The following is a 16,197-nucleotide window of genomic DNA, read 5'->3' as shown; positions in this document are numbered from 1 at the left end:
TTAATCCTCCCGGGCAAAAAGTGCCTCAATAAAATCACCGGCTTTGAAAGGACGCAGATCTTCAATACCTTCACCCACTCCGATATACCGGATAGGAATACCGAACTGGTCTGCAATGGCAAAGATCACACCGCCTTTCGCCGTTCCGTCAAGTTTGGTCAGAGTCAGCCCGGTCAGGCCGACCGCTTCATTAAAGAGACGCGCCTGGCTGACAGCGTTCTGTCCGGTACTGGCATCTAATGTCAGCATAATCTCGTGCGGGGCATCTTCATCAAGTTTCTTCATCACCCGCACGATTTTCTTAAGTTCTTCCATCAGGTGCGCTTTGTTCTGCAGACGCCCTGCGGTGTCCGCAATCAGCACATCCACCCCTTTGGCTTTGGCGGACTGGATGGCATCAAAAATCACCGAGGCCGGATCCGCGCCGGTGTGCTGTGCCACCACCGGGATATTGTTGCGCTCACCCCAGACCTGGAGCTGTTCCACCGCCGCCGCACGGAAGGTATCTCCGGCAGCCAGCATGACCGATTTACCCTGAGCCTGATACTGACGCGCCATTTTACCGATGGTGGTGGTTTTACCGACACCGTTGACGCCGACCATCAGGATCACATACGGCTTTTTATCTTCAATTTCCAGCGGCTTATCGACTGTTGCCAGGATTTCGCCCATTTCTTCGCGCAGTTTGACGAATAAGGCTTCCGCGTCTTTCAGATCACGGCGGCTGGCATGCTGAGTCAGACTGGTGATGATCTTACGGGTGGTTTCCACACCGACATCAGCCACCAGCAATTGTTCTTCCAGCTCTTCAAACAGATCGTCATCGATCTTTTTGCCACGGAAGATCCCGAAGAAACCGGAACCGATATTCTCACGGGTGCGTACCAGGCTGCGTTTCAGACGGGCAAAGAACCCTTCTTTTGCCGGTCTTTCCTGCGTATCCGCCGGTGCCGGGGATTCATTTTCAACCAGTGCCGCGTCCTGTGCTTCCGCTTCGGCTTCCGCGAGACGGCGTGCCTCTTCCTCTTGCGCAAGACGCTGTTCTTCGGCCAGACGCACCTGTTCAGCCGCTTCGGCATCACGCTGTTTCTGCTCTTGAGCTAAACGCTGCTGTTCTGCGGCCTGCTCTTCGGCCAGCCGTTTTTCTTCCGCGATACGCTGTTGTTTCGCGAGTTCCGCGTCACGCAGTGCCTGCTCTTCCGCGCGGCGCTGTTCTTCTTCCGCACGGCGCTGTGCTGCGGCCTGTTCTTCCGCCAGCCGTTTTTCTTCCGCGATACGCTGCTGTTTCGCGGCTTCCGCATCGCGCAGTGCCTGCTCCTGCGCACGGCGCTGTTCTTCTTCCGCACGCTGCTGCTCTGCAGCCTGTGCTTCCGCATCACGCAGTGCCTGCTCTTTCAGGCGGCGCTGTTCTTCCTCAGCACGCTGCTGCTCAGCCGCCTGTTCTTCCGCCAGGCGTTTTTCTTCTGCCAGACGCTGCTGTTTCGCGGCTTCCGCATCGCGCAGTGCCTGCTCTTTCAGCTGACGCTGTTCTTCTTCCGCACGCTGCTGCTCAGCCGCCTGTTCTTCCGCCTGACGTTTTTCTTCTGCCTGACGTGCCTGTTCCGCTGCCTCTGCATCACGGCGGACCTGTTCTTCGGCTAAACGTGCCTGTTCTTCCTGAGCCGCCTGTTCCTGCTGCGCCTGTTCATCTTCTTTACGGCCAAAACCCAGCCAGGAAAAAAAACCTTTTTTCTTCTCTTTTGCCACAGCCACTATACTCCTTGCATACTGCCACCCGTCACCTTCCGGCACGGTATGTCCGGAAAATCCTGAGCAGATATGGCGTCTTTATCATCATTAATTGCAAATCAGACGCAGTCTATCATTTCACAGGATGGTTGCGCATCGGCTTTCCGTAATTTCATATTAAATTTAAACGAATTTTTACAAAACCTGCGTATAATATTCCGCTGTTTTCCCGTCTGTTATTCATATTTCTGAATCAATAATTTCAGAATTAATAAGTTACGAAGGTTATGGTTAAAAAAGTTCAAACCGCACCACAAGGGCAGATCCGCATTATCGCCGGTCTCTGGCGCGGACGTAAACTGCCGGTTCTGACACATGACGGCCTGCGCCCGACCACTGATCGCGTGCGCGAAACCCTGTTTAACTGGCTGATGCCGGTGATTAACGGCGCGCGCTGTCTTGATGCGTTTGCAGGCAGCGGCGCACTCGGTTTTGAGGCACTTTCCCGCTATGCCTCCGCCGTGACATTTACAGAACTCAACCGCGCTGTTGCGGCTCAGATCAGCGCCAATGCCCGTCTGCTCAAATGTGAACAGGCCACTGTCATTAATCAGAGCGCTCTGCAGTTTCTGGCACAGCCGGGAACGCCGTTTGATGTGGTGTTTCTCGACCCGCCGTTCCGTAAAGGGCTGCTTCAGGAAACCGTTGATTTACTGGAGCAGAATAACTGGCTCAGCCCGGAAGCAATGATCTACATTGAAGCCGAGGCGGAATCAGACACACTGGTTGTTCCGGGTAACTGGGTGTGCCACCGGGAGAAGGTGGCCGGCCAGGTTGCGTATCGTCTTTATCTGCGTCAGACGCAGACGACTGAACAGGAGTCCGTATGTTCCTGATTAATATTGGCCGCATACTGATGCTGGCCGTCTGGGGTTTTCTGATTTTCAGCCTGGTGCATCCGTTCCCGAAACCGCTGAATATCTTTATGCATATCGCCACCTTTTTTATGGTGGTGATGCACGGGCTGCTGATGTCGCTGTTCAATGCCGGTCAGCCGCAGGATAAGAAACTGCCAGCCGCCGGTAAAGTGTGTGTCTTTTTATTCGGTGTGTTTGAACTGCTCGCCCTGCTGCGCCGCCAGCAGGCAGAACCGAAAGATCAGGATAAATCCTGATCAGCGCAGCGGCTCATAACGGATAAACCGCGTCCCCTGCATTGACAGCGTTCCGCGTGAATGCAGGGCAATCTCCTTATACTCATCCTCTTTGATGTACACCACAATGGTTTTCCCCGACAGCGGCGTGAAATGCACCTCATAACGGAAGGTTTCCGGGAAAACCACATCCCGCTCACGGGAACGCATATTCGGGTACGGATAATCCTTTTTCTCTGTCACTGTGACCTGATATGTCGCTACCGCAGAGTGGTCGTTTATCTCATTTTGTTTGCGCTGTTCAAAGAAGCGGCGGGTCGCCAGGATAATAATCAAAGCGGCGACAATAAAACCTAACAAACCGAATTTGTTCATGAGTATGGTTGTTTTCCTGCAATCTGGTTGATCGTGTTCTGTAAATACGGGATATTATCAAATATTCAGGTGTTAATCGCCATCAACATACCTCAAGGACACCCTATGAATTGGCCATTTATTGCTGTACTTTTTTCCGGCTGGCTCTATATCGACGCCGCCTACCGGGGACCAAACTGGCAGCGCTGGGTTTTCCGTCCCGTCACCCTGCTGCTGTTGCTGCTGTGGGCGTGGAGCGGGGATTACGGGCTGGATATCTCCGGGTATCTGGTGTGTGTCGGGCTGTTAGTGGCCATTGTCTCCGATACCATCCGCCTGGTTGCTGATAATAAAATCGACCTGTCACTGTATACCAGTGCCGTGTTTTATCTGCTCTATGCCCTGAGTTTCGCCCTGCTTAATAATTTCACCTTCTATATTCCGCTGATGATTGCCGTACCGGTGATTGCCATTGCGGTACTCGCACTGCTCTGGTACAAACTCGGCGATCATAAAGTACCGGTGCTGACAGCGCTTCTCAGTGCGCTGGTGATGGGCTGGATTGCCGGAGAGCAGTTCTTCGGGCTGGGTACCGATTACAACTTCTCCCTGATGATCGGGGCATTCTGCCTGGTGCTGAACCTGATCCTGTGGCTGATTAACCGCTTCCTGTTTACCTTTAAACTTGCCAAAGCGGTATATTCCACCTTCTATTTCCTCGGGCATTTCCTGATTGTCCGCGCCATCACGCTGATGTAATTCTGCTTCTGACAACAGGAGCGCACAATTTGCCAATAATTATGCGCCCCTGTTGTTGACTCTGGAGTAGACTCCAATGTGTACACTTCCTGTTAATGAGAAAAATTAACATCAACTCACCGTTGAACAGGGAGGTGTTTATGCACCCGAACAAAGAACATCATGAGCATACTCATACCAGCAGCTGCTGCGGCAGCAAATCTGCCTGCACCACCGGCGGAAAGAGTGAGTCACAGGCTCATCAGACACACGACCATACCGCACACGATCACAGTGAGCATGAACATCCGGAACACGACGACGATGAGTCCCGTGCGCATGGTCATGCCCCGCACGATCATGCGCATTCTGAACACGACCATGACCACGCCGGTCATGAACACGCACACGGCAGCTGCTGTTCACACGATCACACCGCCCCGGATGATACCGCACTGCCTGAATTAAGCGGCAGCCAGCGTTACAACTGGCAGGTGGAAGGGATGGACTGCCCGAGCTGTGCGCGCAAGATTGAAACTGCCGTCCTGAAAATTGCGGCGGTCACCCAGGCAAAAGTGATGTTTGCCACCGAAAAGCTGGTGGTGGATGCCGCCGGGGATGTCCGCGCGGATGTGACCAGTGCTGTTCAGCAGGCCGGATTTGTGCTCTGGGATCTGAACGGCGGCAGCGCCGCACCGAAGAAAAAAGAAGAGCAGAGCCTGCTGAAACAGGCAACACCGATGCTGATTCTGGCGGTGCTGATTGCCCTCAGCTACGCCCTGGAGTTTGTGAACCCGGAGTTCGGCAAATACGCCTTTATCGCCTCAACGCTGATCGGGCTGTTCCCGATCGCCAAAAGCTCGCTGCGTCTTATCCGCTCCGGCACCCCGTTTGCGATTGAAACGCTGATGACGGTCGCGGCAGTCGGCGCCATAATTATCGGCGCCACTGAAGAAGCGGCCATGGTTATCCTGCTGTTCCTGCTGGGCGAAATGCTGGAATCCTATGCGGCAGGCCGTGCACGGCGGGGAGTCAGCGCGCTGATGGCCCTGGTGCCGGAAGATGCGGTGGTGATTAAGGACGGGCAGAAAGTACCCGTACCGGTTGCACAGCTGCGTCCCGGCGACGTTATTGAAATCGCACCTGGCGGACGCCTGCCGACAGATGCCGAACTTCTCAGTGAGTTTGCAAGCTTTGACGAAAGCGCCCTGACCGGGGAATCCGTCCCGGTTGAACGGGCACAGGGTGAAAAAGTCGCCGCAGGTTCGCTGTCAGTGGATCGCGCAGTGCAGATGAAAGTGGTCTCCGAGCAGGGTCAGAACGCCATCGACCGTATTCTGACACTGATTGAGGAAGCGGAAGAGCGCCGTGCACCAATCGAACGCTTTATCGACCGTTTCAGCCGTTACTATACGCCGATGATCATGCTGTTCTCCGCCCTGGTGATTGTCATTCCGCCGCTGTTTATGGGCCAGGAATGGTATCCGTGGATCTACCGAGGTCTGACACTGCTGCTGATTGGTTGTCCGTGCGCACTGGTAATCTCCACCCCGGCTGCGATTACCTCCGCGCTGGCCGCCGCCACCCGCCGTGGTGCGCTGATCAAAGGTGGTGCCGCACTGGAGCAGCTGGGTACCGTAACCACTGTCGCGCTGGATAAAACCGGTACGCTGACAGAGGGTAAACCGCAGGTGACTGATATTGTTGCCCTGAATAATCACAGTGATGCGGATGTGCTGACGTTTGCCTCCGCCGTGGAAAGCGGGTCACATCACCCGTTAGCCAAAGCAATTCTGGAGCGCACCGAAGCTCAGGGGCTGACCATCACCGAAGCGGAAAACCGCAAAGCCCATGCCGGTAAAGGGGTTGAAGGTGAACTCAGCGGCGTGACCATCCTGGTCAGCGCGCCGGGTAAACTGGCTGACGGACTGCTGACTGATGCCGCTGCGGCAGACGTCACCCGGCTGGAAAATGAAGGAAAAACTGTCGTAGCTGTGGTTGCAGGCAACCGGCTGACCGGACTTATCGCCATGCAGGATACCCTGCGCAGTGATGCCATTGAAGCTATCGGACAACTGAAAGCCATGGGTGTCAGCGCCGTGATGCTGACCGGGGATAACCCGCGTGCGGCGGCCGCTATCGCCGGTACCATCGGCATGGATTTCCGTGCCGGACTGATGCCTGAAGATAAAGTCAAAGCGGTGATGGCGCTGAATAATGAGCATCACACCATGATGGTCGGCGACGGTATCAATGATGCCCCGGCAATGAAAGCTGCCAGTATCGGGGTTGCCATGGGCAGCGGGACCGATGTGGCACTGGAAACCGCCGATGCCGCACTGACTCACAACCGCCTGACCGGCATTGCTGAAGTGATCACGCTGTCACGGGCCACCCGTAAGATCATCCGCGAGAACATTACTATCGCGCTGGGTCTGAAAGCGGTGTTCCTGGTCACCACACTGATGGGGCTGACCGGCCTGTGGGTTGCGGTTCTGGCTGACTCCGGTGCAACCGCGCTGGTGACCGCCAACGCCGTCCGCCTGCTGCGGGTCATGAAAAAATAACCGCCGGTTACTGACTGAAAAGGGATGCTGCGGCATCCCTTTTTTTTATCTCACCACCAGAATCGTAGCTTTAATGTGTTTGAGATAGGCCACAATCGTGAAGGTGACAATCACCAGCAGCGACCAGGATGCCCATTTCCCGGCATGCACGGTCGCCCACGCCCCGATCTGGTTCGGATACTGCCAGACACCGAAAAAGGTGCCGAAATTTTCCGCCAGCCAGATAAAAAAGCCGATCAGCACAAAACTCAGTAACAACGGCATTTTGCGCTCTTTATCATACGGCGTGTAATAAACCATAGTCCGCGCATACAGCCCGAGAATAAAGGCGGTGAGATACCAGCGGTAATCGCCGGTGAAGTGATGAGCAAAGAAATTCACATAAATCGCCAGCGCAATCAGGGTCGCCAGCCAGTACGGCGGGAAGTTTTCAATCCGGACGTTCAGGAAGCGCCACGCCTGAATCACATAACTGCCGACAGCCGCATACATAAACCCGGTGAATAACGGCACATTCCATAATTTGGTATACGCGTCATCAGGATAACTCCACGAGCCGATAGCGGAAGAGGTTTTAAACAGCTCCATGACAAAACCGACCACATGGAAAATACAGATGGCTTTCAGTTCATCCGTGGTTTCCAGCTTTTTCCACACCATCGCGGCCTGAAACAGAACTGCCAGGATCAGCAGAAAATCATAACGGGGGATCCCCGCGACACCGGCGGCAGGCACCAGAAACAGGGCGAGAAAAAAGAAGGCGGCAAACAGGCACGCCCGCGCCTCTTTCAGACCGAAAAACCAGAATTCAAGGATAAACCGGCGCCAGCCGGTCAGAGACGAGTGTTTCTGCGCCAGCAGAAAGGTATCAAAGCGGTCAAGCATGGTTCAGTCCCTGAAAGATGGATTACAGCGCACTCTCTTTTTTGCGGATCAGATAGCGGTACGGCGCGGTTTCAGCTTCCTGAGCTACCAGTTCATGCTCCATAAAACGGCAGAACCCGGGAATGTCCCGCGTGGTTGCAGGATCATCCGCTACCACCAGCAAAACTTCACCGGTATTCATCCCGCGGATGGTTTTACGCACCAGCATCACCGGCTCCGGGCAGCGCAGCCCGAGTGTGTCGAGTGTTTTATCGGCACAGGAAAAAGTATCAGACATCATTATTGTCCTGTTAAGTAACGAATCCGGGAATTATACCGGAAATAAAAGTCCTGCGCCGCTTCTGTGTTTTTAATCCGTCAGGCTAAAAATTGATATTTATTCAGCGGCCACTTCCGGTCAGGCTCAGAGCTCCCCGCATGGAGAAATAATGATGAAAATATCTGTGAAATCCGTTTTGATACCGGCAGTCATGGCCTCTGTACTGGTCGTGCCGCATACCGCTGATGCCTGTACTCGGTTTGTGTATCACGGTGAAAATGATCTGCATATGACCGCCCGGTCAATGGACTGGTCAAAACCCGCCGGAACTAATCTGTGGATCTTTCCGCGAGGCATGCACAGAGAAAGCGTCCCCGGCAATCAGGGCATCGCATGGACATCCCGTTACGGCAGTGTGATTGCCTCCGCCGATGATATGGCGACCACTGACGGCCTGAACGAAAAAGGGTTATCCGCCAATCAGCTCTGGCTGACGGAATCGGTCTATCCGGATTTCGGCAGCGGGGATAAAATCATGCCCGTTTCAATATGGGCGCAATATGTGCTGGATAATTTTGCCACAGTCAAAGAAGCCGTTGAGGAATTAAAAAAAGAAACTTTTGTTATAGTCACAGATAATGAGCCGGGAACAGACCGCCTGGTGTCACTGCATTTATCCGTTTCAGATGCTGCCGGTGACAGTGCCGTGATTGAATATATTGACGGGAAACTGGTTATTGATCATGGCAATGACAGTAACGTAGTCACCAATTCCCCGATCTTTAATGAACAACTCGCACTGGGCCGCTACTGGGAAGAAGTGGATGGCAGCACCATGCTGCCGGGCTCACGGCGCTCCACTGACCGGTTTGTCCGCGCAAAATTTTACAGTGAGCATATCCCGGAAAATCTCACCCCCGATGAAACCGTCGCTGCCGTTCTCAGTGTCATCCGCCATACCTCCGTGCCTTACCGGACAGCACAAACCCGGAATGCCACCGTCAGCGGCCCGGCGGATGCCCGCTCTTCAACCCGCTGGCGCAGCGTGGCAGATCACCGGAACAAGCGCTATTACTTTGATGCGGTGATGGCGCCCGGCCTGATTTGGGTGGATCTCAATAACATTGATTTCTCAGGAAACACCGGGACGGTCAGAAAACTGGCGCTGGGGAATGACCAGCAACACAGCTTTACCGGCAATGTGAACAGCCATTTCCGTAAATCTGAACCGTTTGAATTTATCGGAATCGGCAACAGAACAGAGCCACACTATTCAATCAGTGAATAACAGGAGACTCTCCCGGTTCCCTCCGGGAGAGTCCTTTGCTTTTGTTGCGCAAACGGCGTATTATTGCGCGCTGAGATTATTGGGTTCCCTCACCCCAACCACCAAAAAGGTACAATATGTTTGATTTATCTGCCCGCCAGCGGCGCACTGCGCTTATCTGGTTATCACTTTTTCATGTTCTGATCATTACCTCCAGTAACTACCTGGTGCAGTTGCCGATCACCGTTTTCGGCTTCCATACCACCTGGGGGGCTTTCACGTTTCCGTTTATTTTCCTGGCGACCGACCTGACCGTCCGTATCTACGGCGCACCGCTGGCACGGCGGATTATCACCTCTGTGATGATCCCGGCTCTGGCGATTTCCTATGTGGTCTCCGCCCTGTTCTTTCAGGGGGAATGGGCCGGTTTTGAGGCACTGTCACACTTCAACCTGTTTGTGGCGCGGATTGCCGCCGCCAGCTTTATGGCGTATGCCCTGGGACAGATTCTGGATGTGAATGTCTTTAACCGCCTGCGCCAGAACCGCCGCTGGTATGTGGCACCGGCTGCCGCGATGTTTGTCGGTAACCTGATCGATACCCTGGCTTTCTTCTTTATCGCCTTCTGGCGCAGTACCGATCCGTTCATGGCGGCAAACTGGGTGGAAATCGCCCTGGTGGATTACAGTTTCAAAGTCACTATCTGCATGCTGTTCTTCCTGCCGGCCTACGGCGTGCTGCTTAATCTGATCCTGCGCTCTTTTTTTGCGCAACGCGCTGACGGCTCCCTGCCCGCGCATCACTGATTGTTCATTTTTCTGACACGCAGAGGCGCTATCCTGCCTCTGCGCTGTCGTCTGTATCACATTTTCCCGATCTGCCCCCGTGCTCCCGGCCCGTACAGTGCGTCAGCTCTCACATATCCGTTACTGTAACTGTTAGTCTGATTCAGACGGAATATCCCTCACTGACACCATAACGCGAATGCATTCAGGAGTTTGAGTATGTTAAAAGTGATCCAATCCCCGGCCAAATACATTCAGGGTCCGGACGCGCTTTACCATGTGGGTAAATACATCAGACCATTAGCGGAAAAAACGTTGGTGATTGCTGATAAATTTGTCCGCGAGCTGGTGGGCGATATTGTGAATGACAGCCTGAGCGAATACGAAGTCAGCGGTGTCTTTGAAACCTTCGGCGGCGAGTGTACTCACGAGGAGATCGACCGTCTGACCAAACTGGCGAAAAACCACAAATGCCAGGCGGTACTGGGTGTGGGCGGAGGTAAAACACTGGATACCGCCAAGGCCGTGGCGCATTTTGCCAAACTGCCGGTGATCATTGCCCCGACTATCGCATCAACGGATGCGCCGACCAGCGCACTGTCCGTTATCTATAATGAACTCGGTGCGTTCGACAGCTACCTGTTCTATCCGCAGAACCCGAACGTGGTGGTGATGGATACCAATATCATTGCCCGCGCGCCGGCACGTCTGCTGGTTGCCGGAATGGGTGATGCTCTGGCCACTTACTTTGAGGCACGTGCATGCAGCGCAGCCGGAAAAGCCACTATGGCAGGCGGCAGTACCACACTGGCGGCACTGGCACTGGCGAATCTCTGCTTTGATACTCTGCTCAGCGACGGCATCAAAGCCAAACTGGCGGTGGAAGCCGGAGTCAGCACCAAAGCGGTGGAAAACATCATTGAAGCCAACACCCTGCTCAGCGGGCTGGGCTTTGAAAGTGCCGGTCTTGCGGCAGCACACGCTATCCACAACGGCTTTACCGCGCTGGAAGAGTGCCACCACATGTACCACGGTGAAAAAGTGGCATTCGGCACCCTCGTGCAGTTAGTACTGGAAAATGCCCCGGCGGAAGAGCTGGAAACCGTACTGGAATTCTGTGCCCAGGTCGGTCTGCCAATCACCCTGGAAGAACTGGGTGTGGACAGCATCGGTACCGAGCTGGAAGAGAAAGTGATGGCGGTTGCCGAGCTGAGCTGCGCGGACAACGAAACCATCTACAACATGCCGTTTGAAGTCGATTCCGACCAGGTCTATGCCGCTATTATGGCCGCTGACCGCATGGGACGCGACTGGCTGTATTAATCTGCTGTTCTGTAACGCCCGGGCTAACCGGGCGTTATTGTCTGTAATCCGCCGCCGGTGATCATTATGCTGCGGGCAGGATCTCCGCAGCAATCGTATCAACCGCTGCTTTCAGTTCCTGTAGGGTGATAGTCTGATCTTTATTGCTCATCTGCTCACCTTTATTTTTACGGATCGCTTCAAGATATGGTTTTTTCGATACAGAATCGGTGATTTTCCATTCAAAATACATTGACGTATCCGCATCACGGTTGCCGATCGCCAGCTGTGTTCCGGCGACAATCAGCATCACCGGTAAGACCTCGTAGGGTTTGAAATCTTTATTGGTGACCTTAACGGCGGTAACCACGCCCTCAAAACGCAGCACACCCGGTGCGGCGGTTTCCGTCAGCTGATACCGTTTTGCCAGCTCACTTTTAATCTGCTGATTGGTGTAGTTGAGCAGAACAGTCATAAACTGTTTACCCATTTTGTTATTTTCATTCAGTGGCTTAAATACAACCGGCGTAAAGATAAGCTTTGTTTTCGGGCTTTCTGCGGTGAAATCGTCAGAACGCCAGGATTTAATCACCTCACCGGAGGCTGTTTCTGTTTCGGCCAGGCGCTGATAATCACTCAGAAAATCAGATTGTTCGGTGTGATCCGGTAAACGGCTTGAGCAGGCAGAAAGCAGGAATACCACGGAGACGGCAATAATATATTTAGTTACTGAATGTGATGCGAAGTTGTTCATTTTCCTCTCAATATCTTTATCATCTTCTTTAAAAATCCGCCCGATGCTAGCACCGGGCGGGAGAGAAAAGTGAATGGAAAATGCGATTTATACGTAATATTCAGCCGGTTTCTGTCATCCTTTATTTATGCCAGCGCCCTCGCCAGCAGGGATACCGGGTGCTCGCATTTTTTGCTGGTGGACATCTCAATCTGCCATTTGCAGGTTTCACAGTCACTGATCACCAGGTCAATACCGCTCTCCTCTATCTGGCGGAACAGCGGGGAACCAATCGCCTGTGATGTTTCGTAGTTTTCCTTTTTAAACCCGTAAGTTCCGGCGATACCACAGCATTGTGAATCCAGCACGATCAGTTCCACCCCCGGAATTGAGCGGATAAGCTCAAGGGAATAGGCCGTCCAGCCCATTTTTTCCATATGGCACGGCGTGTGATAACCGACTTTCAGCTGCGTGTGCCGCAGGACCGGCTTACGCCCGTCCTGCATCAGCCGGTAAAGATAGCGGGTCACCAGCTCTATGTTATCGCGCAGCGGCGCGGTATCCACATCCAGGATATGCGGATATTCATCCCGCAGGGTAAAAGCACAGGTGGAGGATGTCGCAATCACCGGCATCTTCTGTTCAACAATAGCTTTGGTGAGGGATTCCACATTCACCGCCGCCTGTTTTTTTGCCTGTTTTGCAAAACCGTTGGCGATCAGCGCCACACCACAGCATTTTTCCCGTTCCAGCAGCTGCACGCCGATCCCCATGCTGTTAAAGACCTTAATCACATCTTTACCGAGCTGCGGATGGTTATAATTCACATAACAACCGTGGAAGTACGCGACCTGTTCGCCGAATTTTGCCTGTTTTTCCTGCTGTTTTTTGTACCAGCGGCGGAAGGTACCGAAAGAATATTTCGGCAGCTCGCGGCGGTGATCAATTTTCAGAGCGGTATCCAGCAGTTTACGCACCGGTTTCAGGCCGGTGATGGTATTAACCACCGGCGCAAACGGTGAGGAGAGTGATCCCATCAGATCGGTGTGGCTCAGAATTGCATCGCGGATCTTAGGCCGTGACGGGGAATAGGTCAGTTTGGCACGGGCGATAATATCCCCGATGCGGACATCTGACGGGCACGCCACTTCGCAGCGTTTGCAGTTGGTGCAGAGGGTGAGCGCATCATCATACAGCATGGCGTCTTTCAGGCGCAGCCGCTCACCGTCCGGCCCCGCCTGTTTCGGGCCGGGATAATCCGGATTTACCTTCGCCACCGGGCAGTACGTTGTGCAGACTGTACATTTGATACAATTCTCGAATTGTGTTTGTCCCGTACTCATGCCTGAGCCTCCGTTACCGCCGCGCCAATCTGCGCCAGAATCTGTTCCGCTGCGTACATCGCAGTGACAAGAGAAACTCCCGCCCCGCAGCCCTCCTGTAACGGGTTATACCCGCCCAGTACCGCCCCAGCAGCATACAGGTTAGTGATAGTGCCGTGCGCATCCGCCGGATGCAGATATGCATCTGTCGCCACCCCGGCCTCCAGATAGCGCTGACGGGCAAACAGATCCGCCGATGTCCATTCCCGGCGCGGCAATGTTTCAGTCAGATTCAGATTCAGCAGCGGTTCATAGATATGATCAATATCGCTCGCCAGTCCGTTACTGAAGAAACTGCCGGTCGCCAGCACAAACTGCTCAGCCTGCACCGGAATATCACCGTGATTGCGGGTAAACAGCTGCGTGATCCGTTCACCGTCACGGCGGACAGAAATGACACTGTCTCCCGGCATCACAAACCCGCCCGCCCGGCGGAAACGGCGCAGTAATGCCTGATGCAGGCGGATCCCCGGCAGTGACGGCGGAAGGGTCGGCAGCTGATAAACGGTTTTATTCAGTTGCTGTTGTAAGAAGGCAATTCCGTCACTGTTTTCCGCCCCGAAACAGGCCGGTAAAATCAGGGTTTGTTCAGTGATCCCGCTCTGCGCCAGTTCATCAGCCAGCTCCTGCCGGTTTTGCGGCAAATCCAGCACACGGGCAATATTGACAGAGCGAAACTCACTCGGGTTATTACGTAATTTATCCAGGCACGGCAGATGCAGGGTATACGCCTGTGCCGGATATCCCTGACGGGTCAGTGCGGCAGCGGCCATTTCCGCCTGAAAATCAAGAAAACCGGTAATACTGATAACCGCAGCCGGCTGCCAGTCTGCTGCCATTTTTTCGCTCAGAACCGGCACCACATCCGGTGTCAGCCAGCTCATCCGCCATTGTCCGGCCGGAGTCAGACGCCAGTGATTACGCTCCGCCGATCCCTGTAACGGTAAAGTATCCAGCTGTAACAGCGCCATTGCCTGTGACACGCAGCGGCGCACCGCACTTTCCCCTATCACACTGTAGGGATGAGCAGGCGCCTGATGTGCAAGCGCCGCCAGTGCCGAAAGCGGCTCCGTGACCGGCTGCCCGTCCGGTAATGCCGAGAGCAGATCCAGTGACGCCGATGAGAAATGCATCGCGCTCTGTCCGGCGCTGATAATAGCGCAGCCCAGTCCGCTCTCTGCCAGCTTCACGCCGCAGGAGAGACCGGCAAGACCGCCGCCCGCAATAACCACATCATATTTCATGCTGCTCTCCCTGTTCTTCTGTCCCGCTGTTTTCCAGCCCGCATAATCCCTGATACACCCAGCCGGTAAATTCACTCTCCCGCAGCGCATTTCCCCACGCCACCGGACGCACACCTTTCCAGCGTTCATTCAGGAAATGCATCAGTTCGGTTTCGGATTTTTCAGCGGTGGTGACTTTCAGCTGAGTCAGCAGCTCCGCCGCACGGCAGGCGCACAGCTCGCCCTGGCAGGTGCCCATGCCGACACGGGTGCGGCGGCGCAGATCCAGCAGGTTATTCACCGTCAGGCTTTCTGTGGCATAGCGCACCTCACCGGCAGTGACCGCTTCACACTCACAGACCAGGCTTTTATCCAGCCGCGTGGTGTGCGGCAATTCTGCTGCGCGATCGCCGTGACGGTACACCGCCGATCCGCGTAACGGGGCAGGAAGGGAGATCACTTTGCGCAATGTCTGTTCCGCCGAATGCGCCGAACCCGGCAGCGGCTCCTCCGCCGTGGAACAGTGCGCCGTTATACCCAGCTTCTCGCACACCGCGTCTGTCGCCCACTCCGCCATCAGCCGGTAAGTCATCAGCTTGCCGCCGGTGATCGTGAGGAAGCCGCGCAGTCCGTCGCGTTTCTCATGATCCAGCAGCACAATCCCCCGGCTGATACTGCGCCCGGTCGGATCATCATCTGCCGCCACCAGCGGACGGACACCCGCGTACGCCCGCAGAATACGCGCCTGCGCCATCGCCGGAGCCAGCCGTGAGCCCTCGCGGATCAGGGTATCGACCTCATCCGCCGTGACAATCATGTTGTCGATATCATCATAAGGAATATGAACAGAAGTGGTACCGATCAGGGAAATGGTATCCCCCGGTACCAGGATATCCGCATCACCCGGTCTGCGGCAGCGGTTAATAACACGCTGGTTGAGGCGGTGCCCGAGGATCAGCAGTGATCCTTTGGCAGGCAGCATGCTGATATGCACTCCGGCAAAACCGGCGATACGCTGACTCCAGATCCCTGCCGCATTAACCACCACCGGCGCATACAGCGGATAACGGCGGTGATTCTGATGATCATAAACCTGCACGCCGGTTACCTGATCGCCCTGACGCAGTACATCCGTGACTTCGTGATAAGTCAGCACCTGCGCACCGTGCTCCCGCGCATCCAGCATATTGGCGGCGGTCAGGCGGAACGGATCCACGGTGCCGTCCGGCACTTTCACCGCCCCCAGCAGCGCCGGGTTTACCGACGGTTCAAAACGCAGTGCCTCCTGCGGGGACATCACCTGAGTATCAATACCTGCTGCGCGGCAGGCTTCAATAAACGTGGCCTGGTATGCCATCTCATCTTCCGGCAGTGTGATAAACAGGCCGTCGGTTTCCTCGACACAGTGGCGGGCAATGCGCCGCAGAATCCGGTTTTCCGAAATACATTCCCGGGCGGATTCCGGATCCGTCACCGCATATCGGGCACCGCTGTGCAGCAGGCCGTGGTTGCGGCCGGTCGCGCCGGTCGCGATATCAAACCGCTCCAGCAACAGGGTACGCAGGCCGCGCCGGGCACAGTCCCGCGCCATCCCGGCACCGGTTGCGCCACCGCCGATGATAATGACATCCGCTTCATTGACAGGTGAATCAGACATGGGTTCCTCTCAGTCATGTTCCTTTATTATGGTTATAGCTTAGCCGTTTTTTCTTCCTTTGTGATTGATAATGAGCAAAAACGAAAACAAAACACCAAAAATAAGAGCGAAATAATCCATAGTCGTGATGAATATCACATATACGCAACATCCGGACTTTCCCG

Annotated in this window: 15 protein-coding genes; 7 read left to right on the top strand and 8 right to left on the bottom strand. The window is 54.6% G+C overall.

What is annotated here, in order from left to right:
- Complete coding sequence (gene ftsY / locus ACSBQN_RS00540; protein ID WP_354633319.1) at positions 1–1,746, bottom strand: signal recognition particle-docking protein FtsY; 1,746 nt, start codon at positions 1,744–1,746, stop codon at positions 1–3.
- A gap of 269 nt (positions 1,747–2,015) precedes the next feature.
- Between ftsY and rsmD the strand changes: the two genes are divergently transcribed.
- Positions 2,016–2,624, top strand: coding sequence for a 16S rRNA (guanine(966)-N(2))-methyltransferase (rsmD, locus tag ACSBQN_RS00535; protein ID WP_354633147.1), 609 nt, complete (start codon positions 2,016–2,018; stop codon positions 2,622–2,624).
- A complete protein-coding gene (locus ACSBQN_RS00530) occupies positions 2,615–2,902 on the top strand; it encodes a DUF1145 domain-containing protein (RefSeq protein ID WP_354633146.1) in 288 nt (95 codons plus the stop codon). Before rsmD ends, ACSBQN_RS00530 begins: the two co-directional genes overlap by 10 nt.
- On the opposite strand, the gene ACSBQN_RS00525 is transcribed toward ACSBQN_RS00530, so the two are convergent.
- Positions 2,903–3,256: a DUF2500 domain-containing protein gene (locus ACSBQN_RS00525; RefSeq protein ID WP_024474476.1), complete on the bottom strand. Its 354-nt coding sequence runs from the start codon at positions 3,254–3,256 to the stop codon at positions 2,903–2,905.
- Between the two features lie 105 nt (positions 3,257–3,361).
- On the opposite strand from ACSBQN_RS00525, the gene ACSBQN_RS00520 reads away from it, so the two are divergent.
- Both ACSBQN_RS00520 and ACSBQN_RS00515 read left to right on the top strand, forming a co-directional pair.
- Positions 3,362–3,994, top strand: a complete 633-nt coding sequence (locus tag ACSBQN_RS00520; RefSeq protein WP_024474475.1) for a lysoplasmalogenase — start codon at positions 3,362–3,364, stop codon at positions 3,992–3,994.
- A 140-nt stretch (positions 3,995–4,134) separates the two neighbouring features.
- Complete coding sequence (locus tag ACSBQN_RS00515) at positions 4,135–6,540, top strand: zinc/cadmium/mercury/lead-transporting ATPase (protein ID WP_024474474.1); 2,406 nt, start codon at positions 4,135–4,137, stop codon at positions 6,538–6,540.
- Positions 6,541–6,585: 45 nt separating this feature from the next.
- Here ACSBQN_RS00515 and ACSBQN_RS00510 read toward each other — a convergent pair whose 3' ends face one another.
- Together ACSBQN_RS00510 and tusA are read right to left on the bottom strand one after the other, a co-directional pair.
- Positions 6,586–7,425 (bottom strand): DUF817 domain-containing protein, encoded by an 840-nt coding sequence (locus ACSBQN_RS00510; protein WP_024474473.1) that lies wholly within the window; start codon positions 7,423–7,425, stop codon positions 6,586–6,588.
- Positions 7,426–7,447: 22 nt separating this feature from the next.
- Positions 7,448–7,702, bottom strand: a complete 255-nt coding sequence (gene tusA, locus ACSBQN_RS00505) for a sulfurtransferase TusA (RefSeq protein ID WP_004240576.1) — start codon at positions 7,700–7,702, stop codon at positions 7,448–7,450.
- A gap of 151 nt (positions 7,703–7,853) precedes the next feature.
- Here tusA and ACSBQN_RS00500 point away from each other — a divergent pair, with 151 nt between their 5' ends.
- From ACSBQN_RS00500 to ACSBQN_RS00490, 3 genes are all read left to right on the top strand, one after another.
- A complete protein-coding gene (locus tag ACSBQN_RS00500) occupies positions 7,854–8,972 on the top strand; it encodes a linear amide C-N hydrolase (protein WP_201893880.1) in 1,119 nt (372 codons plus the stop codon).
- A gap of 116 nt (positions 8,973–9,088) precedes the next feature.
- Positions 9,089–9,757: a 7-cyano-7-deazaguanine/7-aminomethyl-7-deazaguanine transporter gene (locus ACSBQN_RS00495; protein WP_036408332.1), complete on the top strand. Its 669-nt coding sequence runs from the start codon at positions 9,089–9,091 to the stop codon at positions 9,755–9,757.
- Positions 9,758–9,955: 198 nt separating this feature from the next.
- Positions 9,956–11,059, top strand: coding sequence for a glycerol dehydrogenase (locus tag ACSBQN_RS00490; RefSeq protein ID WP_004236232.1), 1,104 nt, complete (start codon positions 9,956–9,958; stop codon positions 11,057–11,059).
- Positions 11,060–11,123: 64 nt separating this feature from the next.
- On the opposite strand, the gene ACSBQN_RS00485 is transcribed toward ACSBQN_RS00490, so the two are convergent.
- The 4 genes from ACSBQN_RS00485 to glpA form a co-directional block, all read right to left on the bottom strand.
- On the bottom strand, positions 11,124–11,792 hold the full coding sequence (locus ACSBQN_RS00485) for a DUF3313 domain-containing protein (RefSeq protein WP_036408331.1): 669 nt from the start codon (positions 11,790–11,792) through the stop codon (positions 11,124–11,126).
- 125 nt (positions 11,793–11,917) lie between these two features.
- Positions 11,918–13,114, bottom strand: a complete 1,197-nt coding sequence (glpC, locus tag ACSBQN_RS00480) for an anaerobic glycerol-3-phosphate dehydrogenase subunit GlpC (RefSeq protein WP_024474470.1) — start codon at positions 13,112–13,114, stop codon at positions 11,918–11,920.
- Positions 13,111–14,397 carry a glycerol-3-phosphate dehydrogenase subunit GlpB gene (glpB, locus tag ACSBQN_RS00475; RefSeq protein WP_214176964.1) on the bottom strand — a complete coding sequence of 429 codons (1,287 nt, stop codon included), beginning with the start codon at positions 14,395–14,397 and terminating at the stop codon, positions 13,111–13,113. The genes glpC and glpB overlap by 4 nt, the downstream gene beginning before the upstream one ends.
- On the bottom strand, positions 14,387–16,033 hold the full coding sequence (glpA, locus tag ACSBQN_RS00470) for an anaerobic glycerol-3-phosphate dehydrogenase subunit A (protein WP_024474468.1): 1,647 nt from the start codon (positions 16,031–16,033) through the stop codon (positions 14,387–14,389). Before glpA ends, glpB begins: the two co-directional genes overlap by 11 nt.
- Positions 16,034–16,197: the final 164 nt, after the last annotated feature.

This window comes from Morganella sp. B601 (genome assembly GCF_051172335.1).
Classification (GTDB): domain Bacteria; phylum Pseudomonadota; class Gammaproteobacteria; order Enterobacterales; family Enterobacteriaceae; genus Morganella; species Morganella morganii.
The sequence above is the reverse complement of the archived record's forward strand: the minus strand, read 5'-3'. Positions and strand labels throughout refer to the sequence as shown.